This window comes from Paraburkholderia aspalathi, assembly GCF_905220735.1.
In the GTDB taxonomy this organism is placed as follows: Bacteria; Pseudomonadota; Gammaproteobacteria; order Burkholderiales; family Burkholderiaceae; genus Paraburkholderia; species Paraburkholderia aspalathi.
Window position 1 is genome coordinate 584445 of record NZ_CAJNBA010000002.1, and the last position, 21408, is coordinate 605852.

Below are 21408 nucleotides of genomic sequence, written 5' to 3' on the forward strand. Positions count from 1 at the left end.
CTAGCGTGATGCAAATGCTCCGAACACGAGCTGCTCGACGGTGCGCCAATATTCTTCGGCCAGCGCCGGATCGGATGGTGATAGATCACTGGTCGCCGAAAATTCCGGACCGAAGCCCGAGAGGGTGGACGTCAGACTAATCAGCATGTAGTGGAAAACAATCGGCTCGACGTTGGGTAACGCGTGTTCCTCCTGGGCGGCGCGGATTTGCGGTAGCAACCAGCCGATTAACGGTTTCAGAAAAGCATCGGCGAGCCATTGCAGCCGCGAGCTGGAACCTAGCGATTCCTGAAGTATGAAACGGTGGAACTCGGGAAACGCTACCGTGAAGCGAAATAGCGCCCTATATGCCAGCTTGAGCCGATCGACTGCGCTAGCTGGACCGAAACCGGACAGACTTGCATCGCGCTCTTGCCGCACCCGTTCGAATACATATTCGGCCACCGCCTGCCACAGAATCTCTTTGGAACGAAAGTGGTAGGTAACGAGCGGATGTTGCATCCCAATCCGGTCTGCAATGCTACGAATGCTCGCGGCCTCGAAACCCTTCGATGAAAATTCCGTAAGAGCCGCATTCAGGATGGCCGAACGCGTTTCCTGCGCGCGCAACTGTTCAGTACGCTTCAGTTCAACCGGGCGGCGTGCCCGGATATCTCTTGCCTCAGGAAGGGTAGGTGACGCCATGTGCGAATACCTTGCGACACGTTGAAAGGAAACTCGTTCTACAAGCCATCAATGGGTGCGCTACCGTCGAATGCCCGCTGCAGTAAAGCGCGAATTGCTTCGCGTTCTAGCGGACGGGGATTCCAGTAGGCGTTGTTGCAGGCAATGTCGGCGGCCTGGTCGAGTTGCTCTTCGCGCATGCCGATCTCCTTGAGTGCAACGGGTGCACCGTTTGCGCGCGCGAGTTCGTACAGACCTTGCGCCGCGCTGTCGTGCCCGAGCGCCCGTGCGATCCGTTTCATCGCATCCGGCACTGCGCCTGCGTTGTACGCCAGGGCGTGCGGCAGCACGATTGTATGGGTGGGCGCATGCGGCAGATTGAAACTGCCGCCGAGCGTATGACATAGCTTGTGGTGCAATGCCATGCCGACGCTTCCGAGCACGGCGCCGCAAAGCCAGGCGCCATAAAGCGCATCGGCGCGTGCGGATGGGTCGTTCGGCTGTGCGACGATTTTGGGTAAGCTGCGCGCGAGCGCTGCGATGCCTTCTTCGGCCATCAGGCTGGTAAGCGGATTGGCATCGCGTGAATACAGACCTTCTGCCGCGTGTGCGATTGCGTTGATGCCGCTGGTTACGGACATGCTGACTGGCAGCGTCAGGGTCAGGTCCGGATCGTAGACAACCGTCTTCGGTAATACGCGCAGATCGGTGCCGGTCCGTTTCAGGCCCGATGCGGTCAACCCGAAAATGGGCGTCATCTCACTGCCGGCGTAAGTGGTCGGCACGGCGAGAATGGGCAGACCTGTCTCGAGAGCAAGGCCCTTCGCGAGGCCGATTGCGGAGCCGCCGCCCACGGCGATGAGGCAGTCGGCATCCAGCGACGTGGCAACCGTGCGTACCTCCGTGACCAGTTCGACCGGTACGTGCATGGCAGCTCGATCAAAGACACCCGCTGCGAGCACACCCAACTGATCGGCAACCGATACACCCAATGTGCGTTGCTCGTGACTACACAGAACCAGAGCGCGGCCTACTTGCAGCGTGTGCAATTCGCGTTCGATGTGGCTGCGTGAGCCGCACCCGAAGACGACACGCGTGCCGCGCCCGTTATAGACGAATTCAGATGGTGACATGGCGGGTTCCGGCGAGAATATGCCCGTTCATGACCCGCGTGCCGCAGGGTTGAGAACGAAGTCGTAATCGAGCGTATAAAACGGGGTGTCCATCGCCGTGCCGTCCGGCGCGATGCCCGGCGAGTGCTCGACCCAGTCGACGATCAACGTTGAGCGCACGCCGAATACGGCGTCCGAGTCGAGATACTTGTCCCCGTTCCTGAACACGTGCGTAATCAGCGGCTCGTACCCTGGCGCCGTGATCCAGAAGTGCAGGTGGGCTGGGCGCCACGGATGGCGTCCGAGCGCATCGAGCATGCGGCCAACCGGGCCGTCGTGCGGAATGGGATAGGCCTCGGCGAGAATCGAGCGGAAATGAAAGAGCCCGTCTGGCAGCGTCTGCAAACGACCACGCGCTTGAAACTCCACGTTCGAATCCTGCGAGTCTCCGTACTGCACGTCGTAGTACCCGTCTTCATCGGATTGCCAGACCTCGATCGCTGCCCCGGCTACAGGTTCTCCCGAAAGACCCCGAACGCGGCCGGCAACAAAGCAGGGGAGACCCGCCGCACCGTTCGAGATATCGTCGCCGTTCCTGTACTCGGGGGCGCCGGCAACAAAGAAGGGGCCAAGAACGGTTGCTTCCGTGCATTCGACCGGTTTGCGGTTGTTCTGCGTCGTAACCAGCATCGACAAACCGAGCGTGTCAGATAGAAGGACGAACTCCTGGCGCTTTTCGTCCGTGATATGGCCGACCTCGGTGAGGAAGTTGATGGCGTATGCCCATTCACTCTCGCTCAACTTCACGTCTCTTGCGAACGAATGCAAATGCTGGACAAGGCTGGTCATTACCGTGCGCAGCCTGTCGTTGTTACAGCCGGCCATTGCCGCAAGCACCGCCAGGGTGATGGTCTCTTCGTTGATATTACGCATCGTCTTTCCTTGAGCTCCGCGTTGGCAAACCCGTTAGCGCCCAAGCAACCGGGCAGCATTGTCTCCGTAGACCTTGTCCAACTCGATGCCGGGGATCTGGATATTATCGAGCACATTCCCGAACTGCCGGATTGCGCTTGTCGGTGCGAACGGGAAGTCGGTCCCGAAGAGAATGTGATCGGGGTCGGCCACTTGCGTCAGCGCACTGAGAGGCGCGTTGCCGGCGGAAAGCGCTGTGTCGAAGTAGAAAGATCTGACCGCCGCTAACGTGTCGCCCACGCGCTCGGCCACGGCGGGCATCATGGAAATGGAGAGGGCGATGCGAGGGACGAGAAACGGCAGGGTCCCGCCAGCATGCGAGAGAATAAACCGGATGTTCCTGAAGCGGCTCATCGCCCCTGACATGATCAGGCTGGTGGCTGTACGTGTCGTTTCGAAAGGATACTCGAGCACGGACGCCGGAGCGACCGGTGGTATTTCGTGAGGCGGCTGATTGGGGTGAATGAAAACCACGGTCCCGCGCCGGTTCAGTTCTTCCCACAGCGGCGTGAAATGCTCGTCCCCCAGATACAGCCCGTTGTAGTTCGTAAAGGCAATGAAACCGTCCACCTTCAGCACGTCAAGGCAATAGCTGACTTCCTTCAGAGCGGCGTCAACGTCGGGCAGCGGCAAGCTTGCAAATGAGCCGAGCCGTCCGGGATGCCGGGCTCTGAGTTCCGCTGCGAGGTCGTTGCATTTTCTCAGCAGTGTGGCCGCATCCGGAAGCGTGGGGCCGGAGGAGATGGACAGGATGCCCTCGTCGATTCCGTTTTCATCCATCATCGCGAGGGCTGCCTCGACGGACCAGGTTGGGGCCACGCCGCCTGGCATCGCCGCATTCAGCAAGTCCAGCCCAACCGCGTCCACGTAGAGCTTCGGCAGGAAATGTTGGTGCGTGTCAATTTTTCTCTTCGGCATGGCCGTTGTCTCCTATGAAGAATTGTTTAGCATCGGGCGGGGGCATTCCCTCCTCGGCTTGGATTCATCTTATACGTTATTTTTTACGTTTGCAAAGTTTAGTGAGCAATGCAATCGCGAGCATGTTTCCGGTTGGATTGATGTGATGTCACATGCGCCGGTGCGGCCTGAACGGGGTTTCAACGTTTCATCAGGCGCAATGATGCGTTGCAATTCAGGAGATGCACGCGTGAAGGTTGCGGCCATACTATCGACCCGCGAATCAACCCATTGCGGGTTTCGTTGGGCCAATGTCGATCAGGAAGCCAAAATGATGAAGAGGGCGACGTGAAGAAGATCGGCTCCGCTGGCGCCACCTGTGCACTGCACAGTCACCGCTGCGTGCCGACCTTGATTGATGCCGTTGTTTCGTTTCCGGTATCACGCCAAAGACCGGCTGATCAGACAGCTGTGCTATCCCACCGCGGGGCAAGACCGGGCGGATCGACAATCCGGCTGTTTGCCGTCGCCAATGCGTGAATTGCGGCCATGTCCGCGTCATCTAACTCGAAGTCGAACACCGCCAGGTTTTGTGCCAATCGATCGATCCGCGTGGTTCTCGAAAGCGCCACAACGCCGCGCTGTTGAACAAGCCACCGCAAGACGATCTGGGCGATGGTTTTGTCATGACGAGCGGCGATCTCCTTGAGCGTTGGGTCCGAGAACACTCGGCCAACCGCCATGCCGCAATATCCTGTCACGGCAAGCCCGGTCTCGCGCGTGCTTTCGATAAGCAAGGACTGGTTCAGATACGGATGGTATTCGAACTGATTCGTGACCAATGGCGCTGCTGAGAGCCGGATCGCTTCCGCCATCTGTGCGCGGTTGAAGTTGCTGACGCCAATGTGCCGGACCTTGCCGGCACGCACGACCGCATTGAGCTCCCCGATCTGTTCGGCGAGAGGCACATCCGATCCTCCCGGCCAGTGCAGCAGGAGCAGGTCGATGTAGTCGGTCTTGAGCTTGCGTAGGCTTTCGTTGACGGACGCATCGAAGTGCCTTGCTGAGTAGTTGCTCACCCAGACCTTGGTCGTCAGAAATATGTCGCTTCTTGGGATGCCGGATGCGGCGACGCAGTCGCCGATTTCTGCCTCGTTACGGTAGATTTGCCCGGTGTCGATATGACGGAAGCCGGCACGAAGGGCTTCAGGAATCATTCGATAGATGTCGTCGCCAGTCATCCCGTAGGTGCCGAAGCCTATGGCCGGAATCGCCGCGTTACCGGCATGGACGTTCTGCATGCTATTCCTCATAGACTAGGTGCAAAGGCGGCGGTCTTGGACAAAACCGCCCCTCGGCGTGTGATCTCGTGAAAGGAAAGGTACGCGATTCCATGCCCTGAAAGAAGCCTATACATTTCGATGCAACCTATCGTTAGAGGCGATACACATACGGCAGTTGCACCGCTAGAAGTTGTGCTGAATACCAATCGAGACGCCGGTGGTGGACCGGCCGGATGCCACGCCTGCGGCCGCGAGCGAAGCGAAGCCATTGGCGCCTGACGCGTGTTGGTAAGTCACCTGCTGGTAGACGGTAGTTCGTTTCGACAGGAGGTAAGCATTCGAGACGGTAATGGTCTTCCAGTTTCCGCCGTCGAGATTTTCCACCCATCCGCCGACCGAGAGGACATCGTCGGGCACGATGGTCCAGTTCGCACCGGCATCGACGGTGTTGGCGTTACCGCGGCCAGTCGCCAATGTGATGCGCGACTGCGTAAACGTGGCGTGTAGCAGCACATTTTTCAACTGATACGATGCGCCGAGCCCCCAATTGACGAGCTTGTTGGCGACAACGCCTTCGGCCTGAGGCAGTGACGTTCCAAAGAGCGACGGCAGACCGATAAAACTGGAAAGCTCCAGAAAGCGGTTGTTCTCGTTCGCATACGTGGCGGCGAGACTCAGCGGCCCTGCCTTGTACTGGACAAAGAAAGAGTAGTCTCTGCTCTCGCTGAAATTGCCGGCCACATTGCCAAAGGCAAATTCCGCCCCCGAGGAGAACCCGCCAATGGTCGGACTCACATATTTCACTGCATTGTTGAACTGGAAGAAGTTGGCAATTTCATCCAGATTGCCTTGATGAAGCGTGAGAATGTTGCCGAGGAGGAAGGGCGTTTGATAGCTGGACAGAATGTCGTACATGAAGCTGGGTTGGTGACCGAGCGTCAACGTCCCATAGCTGTCCGATTGCAGTCCAACATACGACTTTCTGTTGAATAAGGTCCCAGGAACCAGTTCCCGGCCATTGTTTAGCAGGTACTCGTTCTGAAGATCGAAGATGGTGCGCAGCCCGCCGCCGAGATCTTCAACGCCCTTCAAGCCGAAAATGTCGGGTGCGTGCGTGTTTCCCTCCTGGACTAGCGCGTGTCCTCCGACGTTGCTGATGTACTGCACTGCCGTGTCCGCAATTCCATATAAGGTAACGCTGGATTGCGCGTTGGCGGCACTGATCACAGAAAGTGCGGCAATCGCACCTGCCATCGTACGTCCATAAATTGCCATGCCTTGTCTCCGAACCGGTTGTTGCTCTTCCGAAGAAGTTATTTGAATAAAGGGGAGCGTATGAAATCTGTACTACTGATGAAATGCGATGCTAAAGAGTCAAGCGTTTTGTTCCGACTGCTCGCTTGTCTCTGATCGTCCTAACTCGCTGGTGTTGCGTTCAACAATAATGAATGAGATAATCTATGTTGAACACTATAGGAGCCATGCCCCAGGCGTGTCAACATGACGGCCGTCCGTGGAAACCCGGGGCGGCGATTTTTTATCACTTCCATACGGTTGAAAAATGACCAATGTGACTGCGAGGCGCGGCATTCAGTCTGTCGAGATTGCGTTCCGAATCCTTTCGGCGTTGCAGACGAGTGAGCGAGCACTCCCGCTCAAGGAGATTGCTGCGTTGTCCGAACTGTCGCCAAGCGCGACGAGCAACTACATGATCAGTCTGGTGCGAACCGGGCTTGCGTCGCCGGACGAAAAACCGGGGTGCTACAAGCTCGGGCCGGCCTCGCTTGCTTTGGGCATGAGCGCGATCAATCAACTTGACGGATTCGATATCGTGCGTCGGGAGGTGGTCGCTCTGCGGGAAGCAACGCTGAGCGGCGCGGCTGTCACCGCATGGACCGAAGATGGACCGGTGAGTCTCTTCAAGCAGGAGGGACAGACGCGCAGCATTCTCGAGCTGAGAACAGGGCTGATTCCGCTCGTCACGACTGCTGCGGGAAAGCTGTTCATTGCCTGCCTTCAGGCTGCACGTACCGACGATCTCATCAGCCACGAACTGTCTGCGGGACAGGAATGGACTGCGGCTTCCTTGCGGGAAGAAGCGATCGCTGAATTGCGCAACTGTGGCTTCACGACGGTTCATCGCGGGGAAATGGGTTACGTGTCTGTCGCGGCCCCTGTCTGGGACAGGGACGGCGATCTCCGATTTGCCATCAGTCTCATCGGATCGCCTGCAACGCTGAACACGGACGTTGACGGTAAAGAGATAAAGGCGCTACTCGATAGCGCGGTTCGCGCTACGGCTGCACTGGGCGGCAAGGTCCCCAAGAAAATCGGGTAGAAGCCCCTCAGTCTGTCCCGGCTTCCGCCGCTGCCAACACAATGGAATTGAACGCCTCCGGCGCTTCAATCTTCGGCATATGGCCAATCCCATCGAGCACGAGGAGTGTCGAGCCATTGGCCGCCTCGTGAATCGGCCGGGCATGATCGTCAGCTGGGGCGACGCGATCCAGGCTGCCGACAATGACGGAGATCGGCGCCTCGATCAAACGAACGATCGATGGCGTACGCGCGGAGAAGAGCATCTCTACGGCGTGTGTCCAGCCTGTAGGGCTCACCGCGTCTCTCAGCCGGGATACGACCGCGCGAACCAGCGGGCCGGCACTCGGCGCGATCAGCGCATTGACCACGGCGGCGCGTGCCTCGGGCGATTGTGCCGCCGCGCTTCGCATCAGAACTTCTCGTGCCGCCTCGCGCTCCGCACCGGATAGATGTCCTCGTGCAACATTGGGCGCGCTCAATACAAGGGCGCGCGTTGCCGACGGGTACCGTGCCGCAAACGTTGCGGCGATGACGCTACCCCATGAACTGCCTACGACGGTTGCACGCGCTATGCCGAGCGCAGACAGCAGGGCCATGAACGCATCCGCGTAATCCGTGGCGGCTGGCGTGCTGATTGCAAAGGGGCTGCTTTGTCCATAGCCGGGAGCGTCCCAGGCAATCACCCTATGAGTCCGGCTCAGTGCGGCGAGCTGTGCGCGATATCCCGCCGAGCTTGAACCAATACCATGCAGCAGCACGATGACGGGTGCGCGCTCGTCACCGGCACTGCGATACGTGATGACCCGCTTGTCGCCGAGTGTGGTGAGATTCACTCGTGCCTGTTCGACAGCGGGCAGCGAGGATTCGAGTAGATGGCTATCTGTTTCAGTCATGATTGAAGTCTGGCCGATATGTCAGTCGCTTTAATTTGGGCAAATGCCAATTCACGCTTCTCTCAACGCAGCGGAGATCTCATGCGCGGCGGCTTTGAGGGCTTCTGCGCAATGGCCGTCGGCCGCGGCATCGAAATGCTCGGCTGGGCCTATCGCCGTCAGTGCCAGCACGGCCATGCCGCTCGGGGAAAGAATGGGCACGCTGATGGCGTTGGCGAGCATACGGTCGTCGTAGAACGGAGCGGGGCGCCTCGTCGCAACCTGCGAGACCCTGACGGATTCAAGTACGCTTACGAGCGATTCCGCAGTTGGGAGCACTTCGCCAGACGCTTGCCGTGCGTTGTCACGCAGTTCCGCTGTCACAAATCGATCGACGGCTTCGGGCGGAAGGAACGCCGCCAGCGCCAGGCCCGAAGCGGAAGAAGTCACCGGCAGCACAAGCCCGAGTGGCAGGTCGGCGGCCACGGGCGTGGTTGCCGCTTGCCACGCGATCACGGTGGGACCGTGATTGCCCCACGCTACGAGTGCAAGTGTCTTGTCGAGCGTATGTGCGAGCCGCAACATCGCGCGGCTGGCCAGTCGGACAGCATGTGGTTGCGATTTCATCGTGCCCGCCGTTCCGACCGGCGCGCGGCCGAGGTCGTGTGGGTCAGCAACCAGATACTGTCCACCGCCGAATACCAGCGGCCGACGCGTGCTCTGGCGTATGCATTCCACCGACCCGACAAAAATCACGTGGTCGCCGCCCGGAAAGCGCGAGACCACCTTGCACTCCAGCCATGCGCTGCAATCGCGCAGTAGCGGCAGTCCGTCGACCCCAAGGTCATAGTCGATGCCGGCGAATTTGTCCGGCGACCGGGTCGCAAAGTGATTGGCGAGTTCGTATTGATGTTCAGCGAGGATGTTGATGGTGAATCGCCCGGCATCCCTGAATGCGGTGTGGCTTCCCGCAGAGGTTGCCTGGCTCCACAGGACCAGAGGCGGATCCAGCGAGACCGAGGAAAACGAATTGGCGGTAAGGCCATGCATTTTCCCCTCGCCATCGAGCGTGGTGACCACGGTGACGCCGGTGACGAAGGACCCGAGCACGTCTCTCAACTGACGCTTTTCGAACGTCCTGACGGCAGGACGCTCCTCGTCTAACGAAATGCTTCCGCTCATGACAGAACCTTTTGCGACTCGCTGAACGCCGGCATGACGGACTCGTGAAACAGGCCGATAGATGTCTTCGCTTCGGAGACGGACATGTCTCCGAACGTGAATGTTCCGATGAGGTAGTTGAATGCCCCTTCGTGTGCCTGCTCCAGCAGCTTTTCGCGCACGGTCTCCGGTCGGCCCACAACGGCCAGACCCGATTCCACGAGCGGCTCGATCGTCGGCGGAAGCTTCTGGTTGACCGGTTCCGTGCCGTGCTTTTTCCAGAGCTTGAAGAAGTTCGGATGGAAAACCGACCATGCTCGCGAAGCAATTTTCATCGCCTCCTGGTCCGTTTCAGCGACCACGATGTAGCGATTCACGCCGATGAGCGGCTCAGCAGCGGACGGATGCCGCTTGACGAATTCTTCGCGATATCGTTCGGTGATGGCTCTGACTCGCTGAACTGGGCCGCCGCACACGATGTTCATCTTCTCCTGGGCCGGCCATACCGTCGACTCCGGCGATGCCAGCGCGTACCAGGTCGGAGGGGGTGTCTGCAGCGGTTTGAGTTCGATCGGCATGTCGTTGAATTGCCAGAACGTCCCCTGATAGTTGAGCGTATCCGAACTCAAATACCGCTTGATGATTTCATACGACTCGACGTACCTCGCCTGAGCCGTGGCCGGATCGATACCGAGTGCCTCGATTTCGTGAGGCGAGGCGCCGCGGCCCACGCCATACTCCAGGCGGCCGCCGCTCAGATTGTCGAGCATGCAGATTTCTTCAGCGAGACGGACCGGGTGGTGGATCGGGAGAATGTAGACGAGCGGTGACAGGCGCAGTCTCTTGGTGCGCTGTGCGGCAGCGGCAAGAAACACGCTTTGCGACGGGCAAGCGCTTAGCGTGGTCGCGTGGTGTTCCGACATGTGATAGGCATGGAAGCCGAGCCTGTCGTAAAGCTCGATAATCTGCATCCTGTCTTCGTACTGCTTATGAATAGGCAGTCCATTGCGATCGTTCTGGTCGAATATACCGAATTTCATGATTTTTCCAGTAAGTGCGAAGTGTGTGATCTTCCGACTTAACGGGTCGAAGATTTGCTGAATACCTGAAAGATGTTCTCTTCCGGATCCTGGTAGGTGGTTACGATGCCGTGTGTGCCCATGTCGCGCTGCGCGAGTTGCCGGCCACCCGCGGACAGGATCTTCTGCCGGACCTCGTCCTGTGTCTCACCGGTGACCTGGAACACGGGGACGGCCCCAACGGCTCCCTCTGCCGCTTCCTCCGCCGAACTCAGTGCAAATGCGCTGCGCTGCAGACGAAATTGAGTCCACTTGTTCTCGTCGCGAAACTGGACAGGCATCCCCAGCGCCGACGCATAGAAATCTTCCAGCCTGACCATATCCTTCGCGACGAAGTAGATGGTTTGTACGTCAACTTCTGCCATGGCGGCACTCCGGTAAATGGTTGTAGCGGGATTGATGTGACCTCGTTGTCAAGGCGCATCACGCTGTGTGCTGTTCTTCCAGTCCGAGTTCTTCGCTCATGATTTGCCGAATCACGTACTTCTGGATTTTTCCCGTCACGGTGGTCGGAAACGAGTCGACAAAGCGGATGTATTTGGGCACCTTGTAATGCGCTATCCGGCCCTTGCAAAATTCGCGGACTGCTTCGTCGTCGAGAACCGACTCCGGCCTGACGACGATCCACGCGCAGAGTTCTTCGCCGAAGTGCTGGTCCGGTACGCCGACCACCTGCGCATCAAGCACGCCCGGGCAGGAATACAGAAACTCTTCAATCTCGCGGGGATAAAGGTTTTCACCGCCGCGGATGACCATATCCTTGATGCGCCCGACGATGTTGACGTAGCCATCCGGATCCATCGTGGCGAGATCGCCCGAATGCATCCAGCCTTCGGCGTCGATTGCGTCGCGCGTCCGGTCGGGCTGGTTCCAGTAACCGAGCATGACCGAGTAGCCGCGGGTGCAGAGTTCGCCGGTCTGGCCGCGCTCCACAGTCTGGCCGGTGAGCGGGTCGATAATCTTTACGTCGAGGTGAGGCAACACCTGGCCTACCGTGGATACCCGCCGCTCGACTGGCGTATCCGTCATGCTTTGGCAGCTCACAGGGCTCGTCTCCGTCATGCCGTACGCAATCGTAATTTCGGGCAAATGCATTTCGCCGACAACCCGCTTCATGATCTCGATAGGGCAAGGCGAACCAGCCATGATGCCGGTGCGTAGACTGCTCATATCGAACTCTGCAAAGCGCGGGTGATTGAGCGCCGCGATGAACATGGTCGGTACGCCGTACAGCGCCGTGCATTTTTCTGCCTGGACAGTCTCCAGAACGGCTTCGGCGTCGAAGCGCTCCGCAGGGTAGACGATCGTCGAGCCATGGGTCAGACAAGCCAGGTTGCCCATCACCATGCCGAAGCAGTGGTACATCGGAACCGGAACGCAGACTCGATCCACGTGAGTGAGCTTCATGCACTCGCCCACGAAGAAGCCGTTGTTCAGGATGTTGCGATGACTCAGCGTAGCGGCCTTGGGAAGCCCTGTTGTCCCGCTGGTGAACTGGATGTTGACGGCATCGTCCGGGCGCACGGCGCGGCGTACGTCCTGAAGCTTTGCGCTGTTTGCATCGCCGGAGCGGAGCAGGTCGGAGAAGCGTTGCGCGCCGGCTTCATCCGGACAGTCCGCATCGTCAATCCACCAGATCGTCTCAAGGCTCGGAAGCCGGGCCTTTCCCAGCTCCCGCAACATGTTCAGATACTCGCTCGACCGGTATCGGACCATCGTCACGATGGCTTTGCACCCCACGAGGTTAAGCGCATGCTCCAGCTCAGAGGTCCGATAGGCCGGGTTGATGTTGACGAGTATCAACCCGGCCTTCGCCGTGGCCAACTGCAGTAGCAGCCAGGCGAGGTTCGTGTGGGACCAGATTCCGATCCGCTCGCCCGGCTTGAGTCCTGACTCGAGAAGCGCGGCCGCAAGCCGATCCGATTTTTCGCGAAGTTCGCCGTAGCTTAGCTGCACTCCTTCATGCCGGCTGACTACCGCGACGTGCTCACCCATCTTGCTGGCGATCTCGTCAAATGAATCGCCAATGGTTTTGTCGATCAGCTTTGGGGAACGTGTTCCGCGCTGATATGAAAGTGTGTTCATCGGACTCTTCCGTGCAATGCGCCTGACAAACGGCTTATTTGCCGACAAATACGACCGGAGTCGGTTCTTCGCCTCGAGCGAAGGCTTCTGCACGCGCAGTTCGCCCTTTCCTGGCGTCTTCCGTCATGTGCAGCCCCATGGTGAGGTCGAGGATCAGCGAGTCCGCACCGGGCACGCCGCCGCCTGACCATGCCTTGAGAAGGGCCCGAATGGCGCCATACGAGCGCGTAGGGCCGTTCGCAAGCTTGATGGCGAGATTGTCGGCAACGTTTTCGACCTCATCTTCGCCGACGACGAAGGCGGCAACGCCGAGCCGACCGGCGGTCGCGCCGGACATGGGTTCGCTCAGCATCGCGTAGCGCGCGGCATACGCACGACCCGCTCTTTCCGCGAGGCGCTGCACGCCGCCAGCGACAGGCGCCGAGCCAACGGACGCTTCAATGCAACGGAAGGTAGCGTTCTCCGCCGCGACGATGAAGTCGCAAGCAAGAGCGAGTTCGAATGCGCCGCCGAACGCCGCGCCGCGCACGGCGGCAACTGTCGGGATCTGAAGGGATTCGATTGACCGATAGGTATGGTGAATCTGCGAGATGAACGTCCGCCAGTCATCGAAATCTTTGTCGATGAAATCGAGGACGTCGCCGCCCTTGCTGAAATCGGGGCCTTCCGCACGGATCAGGAGCGACCGGATATCGGTCTTGCTGGCTTCCCGGACGGCCTTTTCAAGGCAGTCAGCGAAATCAGCCGCGATGAGATTGGAGGGCGGGTTGGCCAACACGATATGGCCTACGTTCTGACGACGTTCAAAGTAGATGCTTTCCATTGAAAGGAATCCTTAATAAATGATGGCGATCGTAAAAACCTTGATGTCTCCTGCCAGGCACTGCACTGCATATATTCAACAATAGTGAATGCGTGCAGCATTGTTGTATATTAGGATGCCGGTGGAGACGTGTCAACCATTCGCTGATGACGTTCTGCCGTGCGCAATGGTGCTTTGCCATTCGGGACACTGGCGAGCGACCGTTGTGGATATAGGATTCCAGACGGGTCAAACCACAAATCATCGGCAATTTCAGTCGTTAGCGATTTGACCTGTGCTTCGCACGGCCCAGCCGAAAAAGTTCGGCATAGGCGACATTGGAGAATGTAATGAAGGCGATTGGCTATAAAGCAAAGGGTGGCGTCGAGGTTTTGACCGAGCTTGAACTTCCAATGCCGGAACCTGGCCCACGCGATTTGCGGGTCGCCGTGAAGGCGGTGTCGGTGAATCCGGTCGATGTGAAGCGCCGTCGCTGGGAAGATCCTTCGGAGAGTCCGCTGCCGAGAGTGTTGGGCTACGACGCGGCAGGCGTGGTCGACGCGGTTGGAAGCGAGGTCACGCTCTTCAGGCCGGGCGACGAGGTCTTCTATGCGGGGGCGATGGATCGCCCCGGGACGAACTCGGAGTTTCATCTCGTCGACGAGCGGATCGTCGGGCCTAAGCCCACCTCGTTGTCGTTCGCGGAGGCGGCGGCCTTGCCGCTTACTTCGATAACTGCATGGGAAATGCTCTTCGATCGCATGAAGGTGCCGCGTGGCTTGCACACACCTGGCGGCACGCTGCTCGTTCTGAACGGCGCAGGGGGCGTTGGCTCCATGCTGATCCAGTTGGCGACCCGCCTCACGGGCCTCACTGTCATCGCTTCTGCGTCCCGGCCCGAAACTGTCGAGTGGGTGAAGAAGCTCGGCGCGAAGCACGTTGCCGACCACAGCAAGCCCATCGACGAAGCGCTGCGCGCAATCGGCTTCGATGGCGTGGACTATATCGGGGCGATCACGTCGATGCCCGGTAGCGCCCCCAGTCTCGCCCGTGCGTTGAACCCCCAAGGCCATATCACGCTGATCGACAACTTCGACGACAGCATTGCGCCGTTCAAGCCGAAGAGCATCACGATTTCGTGGGAGATGATGTTTACCCGGTCGCTGTTCCAGACAGCGGACATGGATGCGCAACACCGCTTGCTGAAAGAAGTGTCGGAGATGGTTGACGCCGGCCTGCTGCAGACGACACTCACGCACGTGGAAGGGTCTTTGACGGCAGCGAATCTTCGCCGCGCCCACGAACGGATCGAAACAGGAAAGGCAATCGGAAAGACCGTGCTGGAAGGCTTCCAGTAATGATTGTCGAGTGTCGTTTCCGCGTGGCGCGGTCAGCGCCACGTCATGATTGCGGGGTGTTAACCACACTTGACATTATATTTTCCAATCGTATAGTAATGCGACGAGGCGTGCATGGAGCGACATGGCTTACGAGCCGATGCTTCCAGCGTCGATCACGCGAGATTCGAAAAAATGCTTTGTCGGAAGAACCGCTGCAACAGTCTTCGATGCCGGTTCGGCTGCTGACACAGAGGATGGCTAAACGATGTGGAAAGCATTGGTGGATGAATTTGCTCAGCAGGATGAACGTGAACCCGACTCATTGCGAGTGGCGCGGTCCGCGATCCGGCGAAAGAACGGCAGACTTCCGGAGGCTCCAACGGACGATCTCCGGAACACCATTCTTGAAGCCGCAGTAGCGCTTTTCTATCGCGAACCGATCGAGTCGTTGAACCTCGATCGGCTCGCCGATCAAACGCGGCTCAGTAAGCGCCACATCTATCGAATTTTCGGCTCGCGCAAGGCGTTTCTACAAGCCTATGCTGAGCTGCTTTGTGATCGTCAGCGTGCGCAATGGCGGGAAGCTGGACATCGATCCGGCGAGGAGCCTGTCCAGCACTTGCTCGAGCTCTTTATCGATGTCGCCGTCGAACTGGCTTCCGATAGCCATCAGCCCAGGCAGCCGCAATTGTCGCCGATACAGTTCTCCGACGAGGATCATCCTGTCAGGCTATCGCGTATCAAGCTTGGCCGGGAGTTTCGCGCACTATTGATGCGACTGGCTATTGCCGCACATGCAGTAGATGCCGAGGCGTTGGTGGATACCTTGATGATGCTGTGGGAAAATGCCACAAGCAACGCCAGATCAGGCAGCGATTCCCGGCGGGTCGCTCAGCGTCTGCCGACCCTGGTCGACCACGTCATCAGGAGCTACGTGACGCTGTAGGTACGCAGGGTGGAGGTCGCATCATCCGCTCTTGCATACTCAACGGCGACGTTCGCCGATTGTTGCCGCATCAGCAACAGAGAGTTCAAAAACTAGTACTTACCCTAACGATTTTTGCCCTTTAGACTGCATGCAGCCTTGGCAGCGAAGCTGCTCTGAAGCGCAACTAAAACAATCGTTGAGGTAGGTCACCATGAAGTCGTTCACCAGGATGGTTCTCATTGCTGCTGTTTTTGCAGCACCCGTCGCATCGTTCGCCCAGTCCAGTCAGCCGGTAAGCCGTGAGCAGGTGCGTGCGGAGCTGGCTCAGCTCGAGAAAGCCGGCTACGACCCGCATGACTGGCTTCACTATCCGGAGAACATCCAGGCAGCTGAAGCAAAAGTCGCGGCGCAAAATGCCGCAGCCCAAGCCCCTGTTTCGGGCTACGGTGGTGCTGTTGACGGAACGTCCCGTTCGGGCGCAGCAAGCGGTCTGTAATATCGATGTAAAAGCGCGATTCTCGAAGATCGCGTAATTTGCGGCTGAGGCTTTCCACCGGTATTGGTGGGAAGCCTCAGCCGCTTTGCTTTATGGGCGTCTGCCAGCCATTATTCGAATGCGTTGATTAACTCTTGTCGTTCTGCCAAAAGCAACGATCCGTTGCACCCGCGGAGCTATGCGCCTAGGCATTTCAGCCGTAGCCTTCAGGTCGAGTCATCATTTCCCACCGTGGTACCACGCAGATATAGGAAGGAGATCGAAATGTCGAAAGTTCTGGTTCTATATTATTCCTCGTATGGCCATGTCGAAGCGCTAGCGGATGCCGTCGCCGAAGGTGCGCGCTCCACGGGGGCCACGGTCGACGTTAAGCGCGTGCCGGAGACTGCGCCGGCGGACGTGGCCAAGGCCGCGTACTTCAAGCTCGACCAGCAAGCGCCGGTAGCGACCGTCGCCGAACTCGCCAACTACGACGCTATTGTCGTCGGCACGCCGACCCGATTCGGGCGAATCTCGTCGCAGATGGCGTCATTCCTGGATCAAGCCGGTGGGCTATGGATGAGCGGTGCATTGAATGGCAAGGTTGGCGGTGCGTTCACGTCGACGGCGAGCCAGCACGGCGGGCAGGAAACGACGCTGTTCTCGATCATTACCAATCTGCTGCACTTCGGCATGACCGTCGTCGGCCTGCCGTATAGCCACCAGGGGCAGATGACGCTGGACGAAATCGTCGGCGGTTCGCCGTACGGCGCCACGACCATCGCCGGTGGGCAAGGTCAACGCCAACCGAGCGCAATCGAGCTCGCCGGCGCTCGCCACCAGGGCGAACTGATCGCCCGAACGGCCAACAAGCTGTTTGGCTGAACGTTAGACCTGGTCGCACCGTTGACGCGCGCATGAGACGGCCAGGTGGAAATCCGCCTGGCCGACACGGGTCTGGAAAGCGAATGCACCGGGATACAGGCCGTCGCTCGACATTGGCCGAGGACCGGTGCCATTGACAACCATTCATTCGAAAGAGCTGAGCATGCAACGTTCGACAACTGAAGGTGCGTTGAAGGATTTCGTCGTAACCCATCCGCTTGACCCGGAAGACGCGAAGATCACCGCCGCGGCGCGAGCCATGGCAAGCCCGATGAAAGGCAAACTGAGGGGCATCGAAGCACGCGAGCCTTTCGACGCCATGATGGAGCGCGTTTCGCCACGCGACGACGTGAGCTTCGAAGCCGACACGGTTGGCGGCATTGCTGGCCTCTGGGTTCATCCTGCGCATGCCCGGTCTGACGAAGCGATCCTCCATCTGCACTCCGGATGGTTCAACCTGGGAAGCGCCAAAGCATTCCGTCACCTTGTTGGGCACATCGCCGCCAGGGCGGGTGCGAGCGCATTTATCCCGGACTATCGGCTTGCACCCGAGCACTGTTTTCCCGCGGCCGTCGACGATGTGCTGGCGTCTTACCGCGGGCTCGAGGAAAGGGGAATTCGCCGGATTGCCATCACGGGCGACTCTGCCGGCGGTAATCTCGCCCTGGTACTCGCCGCACGCGTCTCCGCCGACGCGGCTTCCGCGAAGGCGGCGCTTGTCGGCGTGGCCGCACTGTCGCCGGTTACCGATCTAACGCTCACGAGCGAGACGTATGTGACGCGCGCGGATGCCGATCCGTATTTCACCCTTCCGCAAGTCGCGGAACTGGTGCACGCCTATCTGGGTAGCGCCGACCCGAAACTTCCGCTGGCTTCGCCGCTCCACGGGCAGCTTTCCGGCTTGCCTCCCGTTCGCATTCATGTCGGCGACGACGAAGTCTTGCTCGATGATTCGCGCAGTTATATCGAGCGTGCGGTGGCCGCCGGAACCGATGCCCGGCTCGATGTCTGGATGGGGATGCCGCATGGCTTCGCCGGCAGCATTGGAAGTCTGAAGGCGTCGGCACAAGCGCTGGATGCCATCGGCGGGTTTCTCACGGAGAAGCTGCTGGCAGGCGCAGACCCGCATACAGCACGCTGAAACCGCGGAGACGGGTGGCCTCATTGCGGCCACCGCTCACCGCCTGCCGCTCTAGCGCTGCCGGTTCAGACCTTCGAATCCGGCCACCAGCGCATCGAGCAAATGACGCACGGCCGGAACCATGCCCCGGCGCGTGGGGAAGATCGCATGCACGAGGCCTGGCGTGCTAGCCAGACCTGGCAGCAGGTGCTGCAGGCGGCCGGCCTGAATATCAGCCTCAACCAGTTCTCTCGGCAGCATGGCCACGCCGACACCGGATATCGCCGCCACCCGCAGGCTCGCCAGGTCATCGGTGGCGAGGCGAGGCTGGTGCGCCCATGAGGTCACGCGCCCCTCAGCGTCGACCAGATTCCACACAAATCGCTCATTGCTGCTCGCCATGGAAAGGGTGGGCCATTCCTTGACGGATTCGATCGAGCTGGGCGCCGGATGGCGCGCGGCCAGTGCGGGACTGGCAACCAGAATGTGGATCGACAAACCCAGCTGGCGGACGGCGAGATCGGTGTTCTCCAACGGCGGCAGCCTGACGCGAATCGCAAAGTCCAGGCCTTCCTCGACGACATCCACGCGGCGGTTGGTTGCATCCAGCAGGACCTGGACATCAGGGTTGTCTTGCACGTATCGCGCGATGATCGTGGAGATTCCGGACTCCAGTAGGGCCACCGGGCAGGCGATGCGGACGGTGCCCTGCGGCTTGGAGCGCGTGCGCTCCACGATCTCTTTCGCGGCCTTGGCTTCCGCCACTAGCGCCAGGCAATGCTGGTGGAACTGCCGCCCGGTTTCCGTCAGGGAAAGGCTCCGGCTGGTGCGATTAAGCAGGCGAACGCCAAGCTCTTCTTCCAGTGCGCGAACGCGCCGGCTGAGTTTCGAGGTCTGCAAGCCCAGGCCGCGCGCGGCCGCCGTGTAGCTCCCACGCTCGACCACCTCTGCGAAGAGCCGAAGATCATTGAGGTCAGTGATTGCGTTCATAGGCGGACTTCAACTCCTTCTAATCGTTCTATTGGTGGCAACGAAACGTTTCATTGTAGGAGATATGCGTGAGTTCATTGCGAATATAGCATTCTTCCCATCAACCGCATCACTTGTATCAGTGCCGAATCCGACCGGTCGTACAGGTGACAAGCGCCGCATCGGCGGCGGGAAATGGTGGCGGAAAACGGAGATGGACATGCTCACACACAGGCGTTGGGACTCACTGGACACGGCGAACCGGGATTGGCTGCGCGCGAAATACCATTTTGCGGTGAGCGCCGACGGCAATCCCGACCATGCCGCTCTCGGTCCCCTGATTGTGTGGAACGACGACGAGATCGCGGTTGGCAGCGGTTTCCCCATGCACGGGCATCGCGACATGGAAATCATCACCTATGTGCGCCAGGGCCTGCTCGGGCATCGAGACACTTTGGGATCCGAAGGAACGATCCACGCAGGCGATGTCCAGGTCATGAGCGCCGGCACGGGCATACGCCACGCCGAGTTCAACAAGGGCGAAGTGCCGCTCAAGGTCTATCAGATCTGGCTGCTGCCGCGCAAAGCCGGTGGTGAACCCGCATGGGATACCAAGCCGTTTCCAAGAGGCGACCGCTCAGGGCGCTTTGTAGCCCTTGCCAGCGGGTTTGCCGGCGACGAAGGAGCGCTGCCGATTCGCGCCAATGCGCGGGTATTCGGCGCAATGCTGAAGGCAGGCGAAAGCGTTCAACACGAGTTGAGTCTGGCGCGTCGCGCCTATCTCGTCGTGGCCTCGGGACGCATCGAAGTAAATGGCGAGCCCGTTGGGCCGCTGGACGGCGTGGCGATTACGAAAGTCGCCGCGGCACAGATTTCTGCTCTTGAAGATTCCGAGCTGGTGATGGTGGACGCCGGCTAATTCTCTTTCTCTTAATCCACCTGCTTAAATTTATCTTAGGAGTTAGTCATGGAACGTTTTAAATTTCTTCCGTTGTTGGGTCGTATTCTGATCGGTGCACCGTTTGTCATGAGCGGGTTGGGCAAACTCGCGGCGTATGGCGCGACGGTTGGCTACATTGCGGCCATGGGGCTGCCCGTGCCGCCACTCGCGTTCATTCTTGCCGTGCTGACCGAGTTGGGCGGCGGCCTGCTGCTGCTGTCGGGCTACCGCGCTCGCACTGTGTCGCTGGGGATGGCGGTGTTCTGTGTGGTCACGGCGCTGTTCTTTCACCACAACTTCGCCGATCAAAACCAGATGATTCACTTCCTCAAGAACGTGATGATGGCCGGTGGTCTGCTGCAAATCACCTGGTTCGGCGCCGGCGCATTCAGCCTGGACGCGCTCACCGGCCGGACAGCTTTGCGTGTCTCGCCTGCGAACGCGAGCTAAAAGTCTGATCCGCTGAGACGACCGGCCAACCAGCTGACCGGCTGGCTCGTCTCACCGGGATCGGCGCTCGCTGCAACGCCAGCGGGGCGCTGTCATACCGCTTACTTCCCCAACTGTGCAATGAAGGCGCGAGCGGCCGGCCCCGGCGGCGCGTCCTTGCGGTAAACCACCTTCATCGGCATCGTTACGTCGCGCGGCAGGCCTTCAATGCGAATCGCCACCAGGGTGCCGCTGTCGAGATCCTCCTTGACCATGTGCAAGGGCATATGCCCCCAGCCCAGGCCGGCCTTCAGAAATGCATACTTGGCCCCCAGATCCGCGAGCCTCCACGTCGAGGTGGACAGCACGCCGAATTCGCGTCCCTCGGTCAACGCGGTTCGGTCGCTGAGTACGAGTTGCACGTGCTTCTTGATTGCGGTGGCGGAAACGATGCCCCGGCTATTTGCGAGCGGATGAGCGGGGCCGACAACCGTCACCAGTTTCAGCTCGCGCAAGGATTCGACCTGTAGTTCATCTGTCACGATCGGCAGCGTGCCGATCACGCCAATGTTGCAGGTCCGGTCGAGCACCAGCTTCATCACACCGCCCAGCGCCTCGACATAGAGCCGCAGCGGCGTGTGCGGATAATCCTTCTGGGACTGAGCCGCCGCGCGCGTCAAACTATCCATGGGGTACATCACGTCCATCGCGACGGAGAGTTCGGGCTCCAGACCCTCTCGCATCGCGCGTGCTCGCGCCTTGAAACCGTCGATCGTGTCAGCCACTGAGCGGGCGTCGAGCAGCAAGCTCTTGCCTGCGTCGGTGAGTTGCGGGTAGCGGGCCGTGCGATCGAACAGCTTCACTTCGAGCTGTGCCTCGAGATTCGCAAGGGTCTGGCTAACCACCGATTGCGCGCGCCGGAGCTTGCGTCCGGCTGCTGAGAAGCTGCCTTCATCGACCGCGGCGATGAAGGTCCGAAGCTGGTCCAGCGTTACGCCGTCAAGCATATCCATCGCTCCAAACGATACCTAAAATCTAAAAATATAGGCTTTTCAGATGGAGTGCAAGCTCTTACCT

23 protein-coding genes are annotated in these 21408 nt (G+C 59.5%); 9 read left to right on the forward strand and 14 right to left on the reverse strand.

From position 1 onward, the window contains the following. Genes KHO30_RS13395 through KHO30_RS13410 form a run of 4 tightly spaced genes read right to left on the reverse strand, consistent with a single transcriptional unit; the run spans position 1 to position 3665 of the window. Positions 1-684 (reverse strand): TetR/AcrR family transcriptional regulator, encoded by a 684-nt coding sequence (locus tag KHO30_RS13395; RefSeq protein ID WP_093640028.1) that lies wholly within the window; start codon positions 682-684, stop codon positions 1-3. Between the two features lie 38 nt (positions 685-722). Continuing rightward, the gene (locus KHO30_RS13400) at positions 723-1796 is read right to left on the reverse strand and encodes a maleylacetate reductase (protein ID WP_211701257.1); all 1074 of its coding nucleotides are present in this window, start codon (positions 1794-1796) and stop codon (positions 723-725) included. A gap of 27 nt (positions 1797-1823) precedes the next feature. Then, positions 1824-2708, reverse strand: a complete 885-nt coding sequence (locus KHO30_RS13405; RefSeq protein WP_211701258.1) for an intradiol ring-cleavage dioxygenase — start codon at positions 2706-2708, stop codon at positions 1824-1826. Between the two features lie 33 nt (positions 2709-2741). Then, positions 2742-3665, reverse strand: a complete 924-nt coding sequence (locus KHO30_RS13410; RefSeq protein WP_211701259.1) for an amidohydrolase family protein — start codon at positions 3663-3665, stop codon at positions 2742-2744. Here KHO30_RS13410 and KHO30_RS13415 point away from each other — a divergent pair. Then, entirely contained in the window at positions 3643-3996 is a 354-nt protein-coding gene (locus KHO30_RS13415; RefSeq protein WP_211701260.1) for a hypothetical protein, read from the forward strand. The genes KHO30_RS13410 and KHO30_RS13415 overlap by 23 nt on opposite strands. Before the next feature lie 109 nt (positions 3997-4105). On the opposite strand, the gene KHO30_RS13420 is transcribed toward KHO30_RS13415, so the two are convergent. Then, a complete protein-coding gene (locus KHO30_RS13420; protein ID WP_093640017.1) occupies positions 4106-4945 on the reverse strand; it encodes an aldo/keto reductase in 840 nt (279 codons plus the stop codon). A gap of 165 nt (positions 4946-5110) precedes the next feature. Further along, positions 5111-6181, reverse strand: coding sequence for a porin (locus KHO30_RS13425; RefSeq protein ID WP_200652288.1), 1071 nt, complete (start codon positions 6179-6181; stop codon positions 5111-5113). Positions 6182-6488: 307 nt separating this feature from the next. Here KHO30_RS13425 and KHO30_RS13430 point away from each other — a divergent pair, with 307 nt between their 5' ends. Then, a complete protein-coding gene (locus KHO30_RS13430) occupies positions 6489-7265 on the forward strand; it encodes an IclR family transcriptional regulator (protein ID WP_211701261.1) in 777 nt (258 codons plus the stop codon). Positions 7266-7272: 7 nt separating this feature from the next. On the opposite strand, the gene KHO30_RS13435 is transcribed toward KHO30_RS13430, so the two are convergent. The 6 genes from KHO30_RS13435 to KHO30_RS13460 are packed head-to-tail and all read right to left on the reverse strand — an operon-like array spanning position 7273 to position 13266. After that, positions 7273-8139: an alpha/beta fold hydrolase gene (locus tag KHO30_RS13435; protein WP_211701262.1), complete on the reverse strand. Its 867-nt coding sequence runs from the start codon at positions 8137-8139 to the stop codon at positions 7273-7275. A 51-nt stretch (positions 8140-8190) separates the two neighbouring features. Then, a complete protein-coding gene (locus tag KHO30_RS13440; protein ID WP_211701263.1) occupies positions 8191-9300 on the reverse strand; it encodes a flavin reductase in 1110 nt (369 codons plus the stop codon). Beyond that, entirely contained in the window at positions 9297-10319 is a 1023-nt protein-coding gene (locus KHO30_RS13445) for an LLM class flavin-dependent oxidoreductase (RefSeq protein WP_211701264.1), read from the reverse strand. Before KHO30_RS13445 ends, KHO30_RS13440 begins: the two co-directional genes overlap by 4 nt. Before the next feature lie 38 nt (positions 10320-10357). Beyond that, the gene (locus tag KHO30_RS13450) at positions 10358-10723 is read right to left on the reverse strand and encodes a VOC family protein (RefSeq protein WP_200619085.1); all 366 of its coding nucleotides are present in this window, start codon (positions 10721-10723) and stop codon (positions 10358-10360) included. A 58-nt stretch (positions 10724-10781) separates the two neighbouring features. Then, complete coding sequence (locus tag KHO30_RS13455) at positions 10782-12443, reverse strand: AMP-binding protein (protein WP_211701265.1); 1662 nt, start codon at positions 12441-12443, stop codon at positions 10782-10784. A gap of 34 nt (positions 12444-12477) precedes the next feature. Continuing rightward, entirely contained in the window at positions 12478-13266 is a 789-nt protein-coding gene (locus KHO30_RS13460) for an enoyl-CoA hydratase/isomerase family protein (RefSeq protein WP_093639991.1), read from the reverse strand. A 329-nt stretch (positions 13267-13595) separates the two neighbouring features. Here KHO30_RS13460 and KHO30_RS13465 point away from each other — a divergent pair, with 329 nt between their 5' ends. From KHO30_RS13465 to KHO30_RS13485, 5 genes are all read left to right on the forward strand, one after another. Continuing rightward, positions 13596-14603: a zinc-binding alcohol dehydrogenase family protein gene (locus tag KHO30_RS13465; RefSeq protein WP_211701266.1), complete on the forward strand. Its 1008-nt coding sequence runs from the start codon at positions 13596-13598 to the stop codon at positions 14601-14603. Positions 14604-14850: 247 nt separating this feature from the next. Beyond that, positions 14851-15531: a TetR/AcrR family transcriptional regulator gene (locus KHO30_RS13470; protein ID WP_211701267.1), complete on the forward strand. Its 681-nt coding sequence runs from the start codon at positions 14851-14853 to the stop codon at positions 15529-15531. A 193-nt stretch (positions 15532-15724) separates the two neighbouring features. After that, entirely contained in the window at positions 15725-16009 is a 285-nt protein-coding gene (locus KHO30_RS13475; RefSeq protein WP_093639982.1) for a DUF4148 domain-containing protein, read from the forward strand. Between the two features lie 264 nt (positions 16010-16273). Continuing rightward, complete coding sequence (gene wrbA / locus KHO30_RS13480; protein WP_093639979.1) at positions 16274-16873, forward strand: NAD(P)H:quinone oxidoreductase; 600 nt, start codon at positions 16274-16276, stop codon at positions 16871-16873. Positions 16874-17036: 163 nt separating this feature from the next. After that, positions 17037-18014 carry an alpha/beta hydrolase gene (locus tag KHO30_RS13485; protein ID WP_211701268.1) on the forward strand — a complete coding sequence of 326 codons (978 nt, stop codon included), beginning with the start codon at positions 17037-17039 and terminating at the stop codon, positions 18012-18014. A 51-nt stretch (positions 18015-18065) separates the two neighbouring features. Here KHO30_RS13485 and KHO30_RS13490 read toward each other — a convergent pair whose 3' ends face one another. Further along, positions 18066-18983 (reverse strand): LysR substrate-binding domain-containing protein, encoded by a 918-nt coding sequence (locus KHO30_RS13490; RefSeq protein ID WP_211701269.1) that lies wholly within the window; start codon positions 18981-18983, stop codon positions 18066-18068. A gap of 199 nt (positions 18984-19182) precedes the next feature. Here KHO30_RS13490 and KHO30_RS13495 point away from each other — a divergent pair, with 199 nt between their 5' ends. Together KHO30_RS13495 and KHO30_RS13500 are read left to right on the forward strand one after the other, a co-directional pair. Continuing rightward, complete coding sequence (locus KHO30_RS13495) at positions 19183-19881, forward strand: pirin family protein (RefSeq protein ID WP_211701816.1); 699 nt, start codon at positions 19183-19185, stop codon at positions 19879-19881. Between the two features lie 48 nt (positions 19882-19929). Continuing rightward, complete coding sequence (locus tag KHO30_RS13500) at positions 19930-20352, forward strand: DoxX family protein (protein WP_054035269.1); 423 nt, start codon at positions 19930-19932, stop codon at positions 20350-20352. A gap of 101 nt (positions 20353-20453) precedes the next feature. Here the strand turns inward: KHO30_RS13500 and KHO30_RS13505 are convergent, their stop codons facing one another. Further along, positions 20454-21338 carry a LysR family transcriptional regulator gene (locus KHO30_RS13505; protein WP_200619091.1) on the reverse strand — a complete coding sequence of 295 codons (885 nt, stop codon included), beginning with the start codon at positions 21336-21338 and terminating at the stop codon, positions 20454-20456. Positions 21339-21408: the final 70 nt, after the last annotated feature.

What these genes read in the sequence shown, in the direction of transcription:
- KHO30_RS13395 (WP_093640028.1), bottom strand. Translation starts at nt 684, where the DNA reads ATGGCGTCACCTACCCTTCCTGAGGCAAGAGATATCCGGGCACGCCGC.
- KHO30_RS13400 (WP_211701257.1), bottom strand. Translation starts at nt 1,796, where the DNA reads ATGTCACCATCTGAATTCGTCTATAACGGGCGCGGCACGCGTGTCGTC.
- KHO30_RS13405 (WP_211701258.1), bottom strand. Translation starts at nt 2,708, where the DNA reads ATGCGTAATATCAACGAAGAGACCATCACCCTGGCGGTGCTTGCGGCA.
- KHO30_RS13410 (WP_211701259.1), bottom strand. Translation starts at nt 3,665, where the DNA reads ATGCCGAAGAGAAAAATTGACACGCACCAACATTTCCTGCCGAAGCTC.
- KHO30_RS13420 (WP_093640017.1), bottom strand. Translation starts at nt 4,945, where the DNA reads ATGCAGAACGTCCATGCCGGTAACGCGGCGATTCCGGCCATAGGCTTC.
- KHO30_RS13425 (WP_200652288.1), bottom strand. Translation starts at nt 6,181, where the DNA reads ATGGCAGGTGCGATTGCCGCACTTTCTGTGATCAGTGCCGCCAACGCG.
- KHO30_RS13430 (WP_211701261.1), top strand. Translation starts at nt 6,489, where the DNA reads ATGACCAATGTGACTGCGAGGCGCGGCATTCAGTCTGTCGAGATTGCG.
- KHO30_RS13435 (WP_211701262.1), bottom strand. Translation starts at nt 8,139, where the DNA reads ATGACTGAAACAGATAGCCATCTACTCGAATCCTCGCTGCCCGCTGTC.
- KHO30_RS13440 (WP_211701263.1), bottom strand. Translation starts at nt 9,300, where the DNA reads ATGAGCGGAAGCATTTCGTTAGACGAGGAGCGTCCTGCCGTCAGGACG.
- KHO30_RS13445 (WP_211701264.1), bottom strand. Translation starts at nt 10,319, where the DNA reads ATGAAATTCGGTATATTCGACCAGAACGATCGCAATGGACTGCCTATT.
- KHO30_RS13450 (WP_200619085.1), bottom strand. Translation starts at nt 10,723, where the DNA reads ATGGCAGAAGTTGACGTACAAACCATCTACTTCGTCGCGAAGGATATG.
- KHO30_RS13455 (WP_211701265.1), bottom strand. Translation starts at nt 12,443, where the DNA reads ATGAACACACTTTCATATCAGCGCGGAACACGTTCCCCAAAGCTGATC.
- KHO30_RS13460 (WP_093639991.1), bottom strand. Translation starts at nt 13,266, where the DNA reads ATGGAAAGCATCTACTTTGAACGTCGTCAGAACGTAGGCCATATCGTG.
- KHO30_RS13465 (WP_211701266.1), top strand. Translation starts at nt 13,596, where the DNA reads ATGAAGGCGATTGGCTATAAAGCAAAGGGTGGCGTCGAGGTTTTGACC.
- KHO30_RS13470 (WP_211701267.1), top strand. Translation starts at nt 14,851, where the DNA reads ATGTGGAAAGCATTGGTGGATGAATTTGCTCAGCAGGATGAACGTGAA.
- KHO30_RS13475 (WP_093639982.1), top strand. Translation starts at nt 15,725, where the DNA reads ATGAAGTCGTTCACCAGGATGGTTCTCATTGCTGCTGTTTTTGCAGCA.
- wrbA (WP_093639979.1), top strand. Translation starts at nt 16,274, where the DNA reads ATGTCGAAAGTTCTGGTTCTATATTATTCCTCGTATGGCCATGTCGAA.
- KHO30_RS13485 (WP_211701268.1), top strand. Translation starts at nt 17,037, where the DNA reads ATGCAACGTTCGACAACTGAAGGTGCGTTGAAGGATTTCGTCGTAACC.
- KHO30_RS13490 (WP_211701269.1), bottom strand. Translation starts at nt 18,983, where the DNA reads ATGAACGCAATCACTGACCTCAATGATCTTCGGCTCTTCGCAGAGGTG.
- KHO30_RS13495 (WP_211701816.1), top strand. Translation starts at nt 19,183, where the DNA reads ATGCTCACACACAGGCGTTGGGACTCACTGGACACGGCGAACCGGGAT.
- KHO30_RS13500 (WP_054035269.1), top strand. Translation starts at nt 19,930, where the DNA reads ATGGAACGTTTTAAATTTCTTCCGTTGTTGGGTCGTATTCTGATCGGT.
- KHO30_RS13505 (WP_200619091.1), bottom strand. Translation starts at nt 21,338, where the DNA reads ATGCTTGACGGCGTAACGCTGGACCAGCTTCGGACCTTCATCGCCGCG.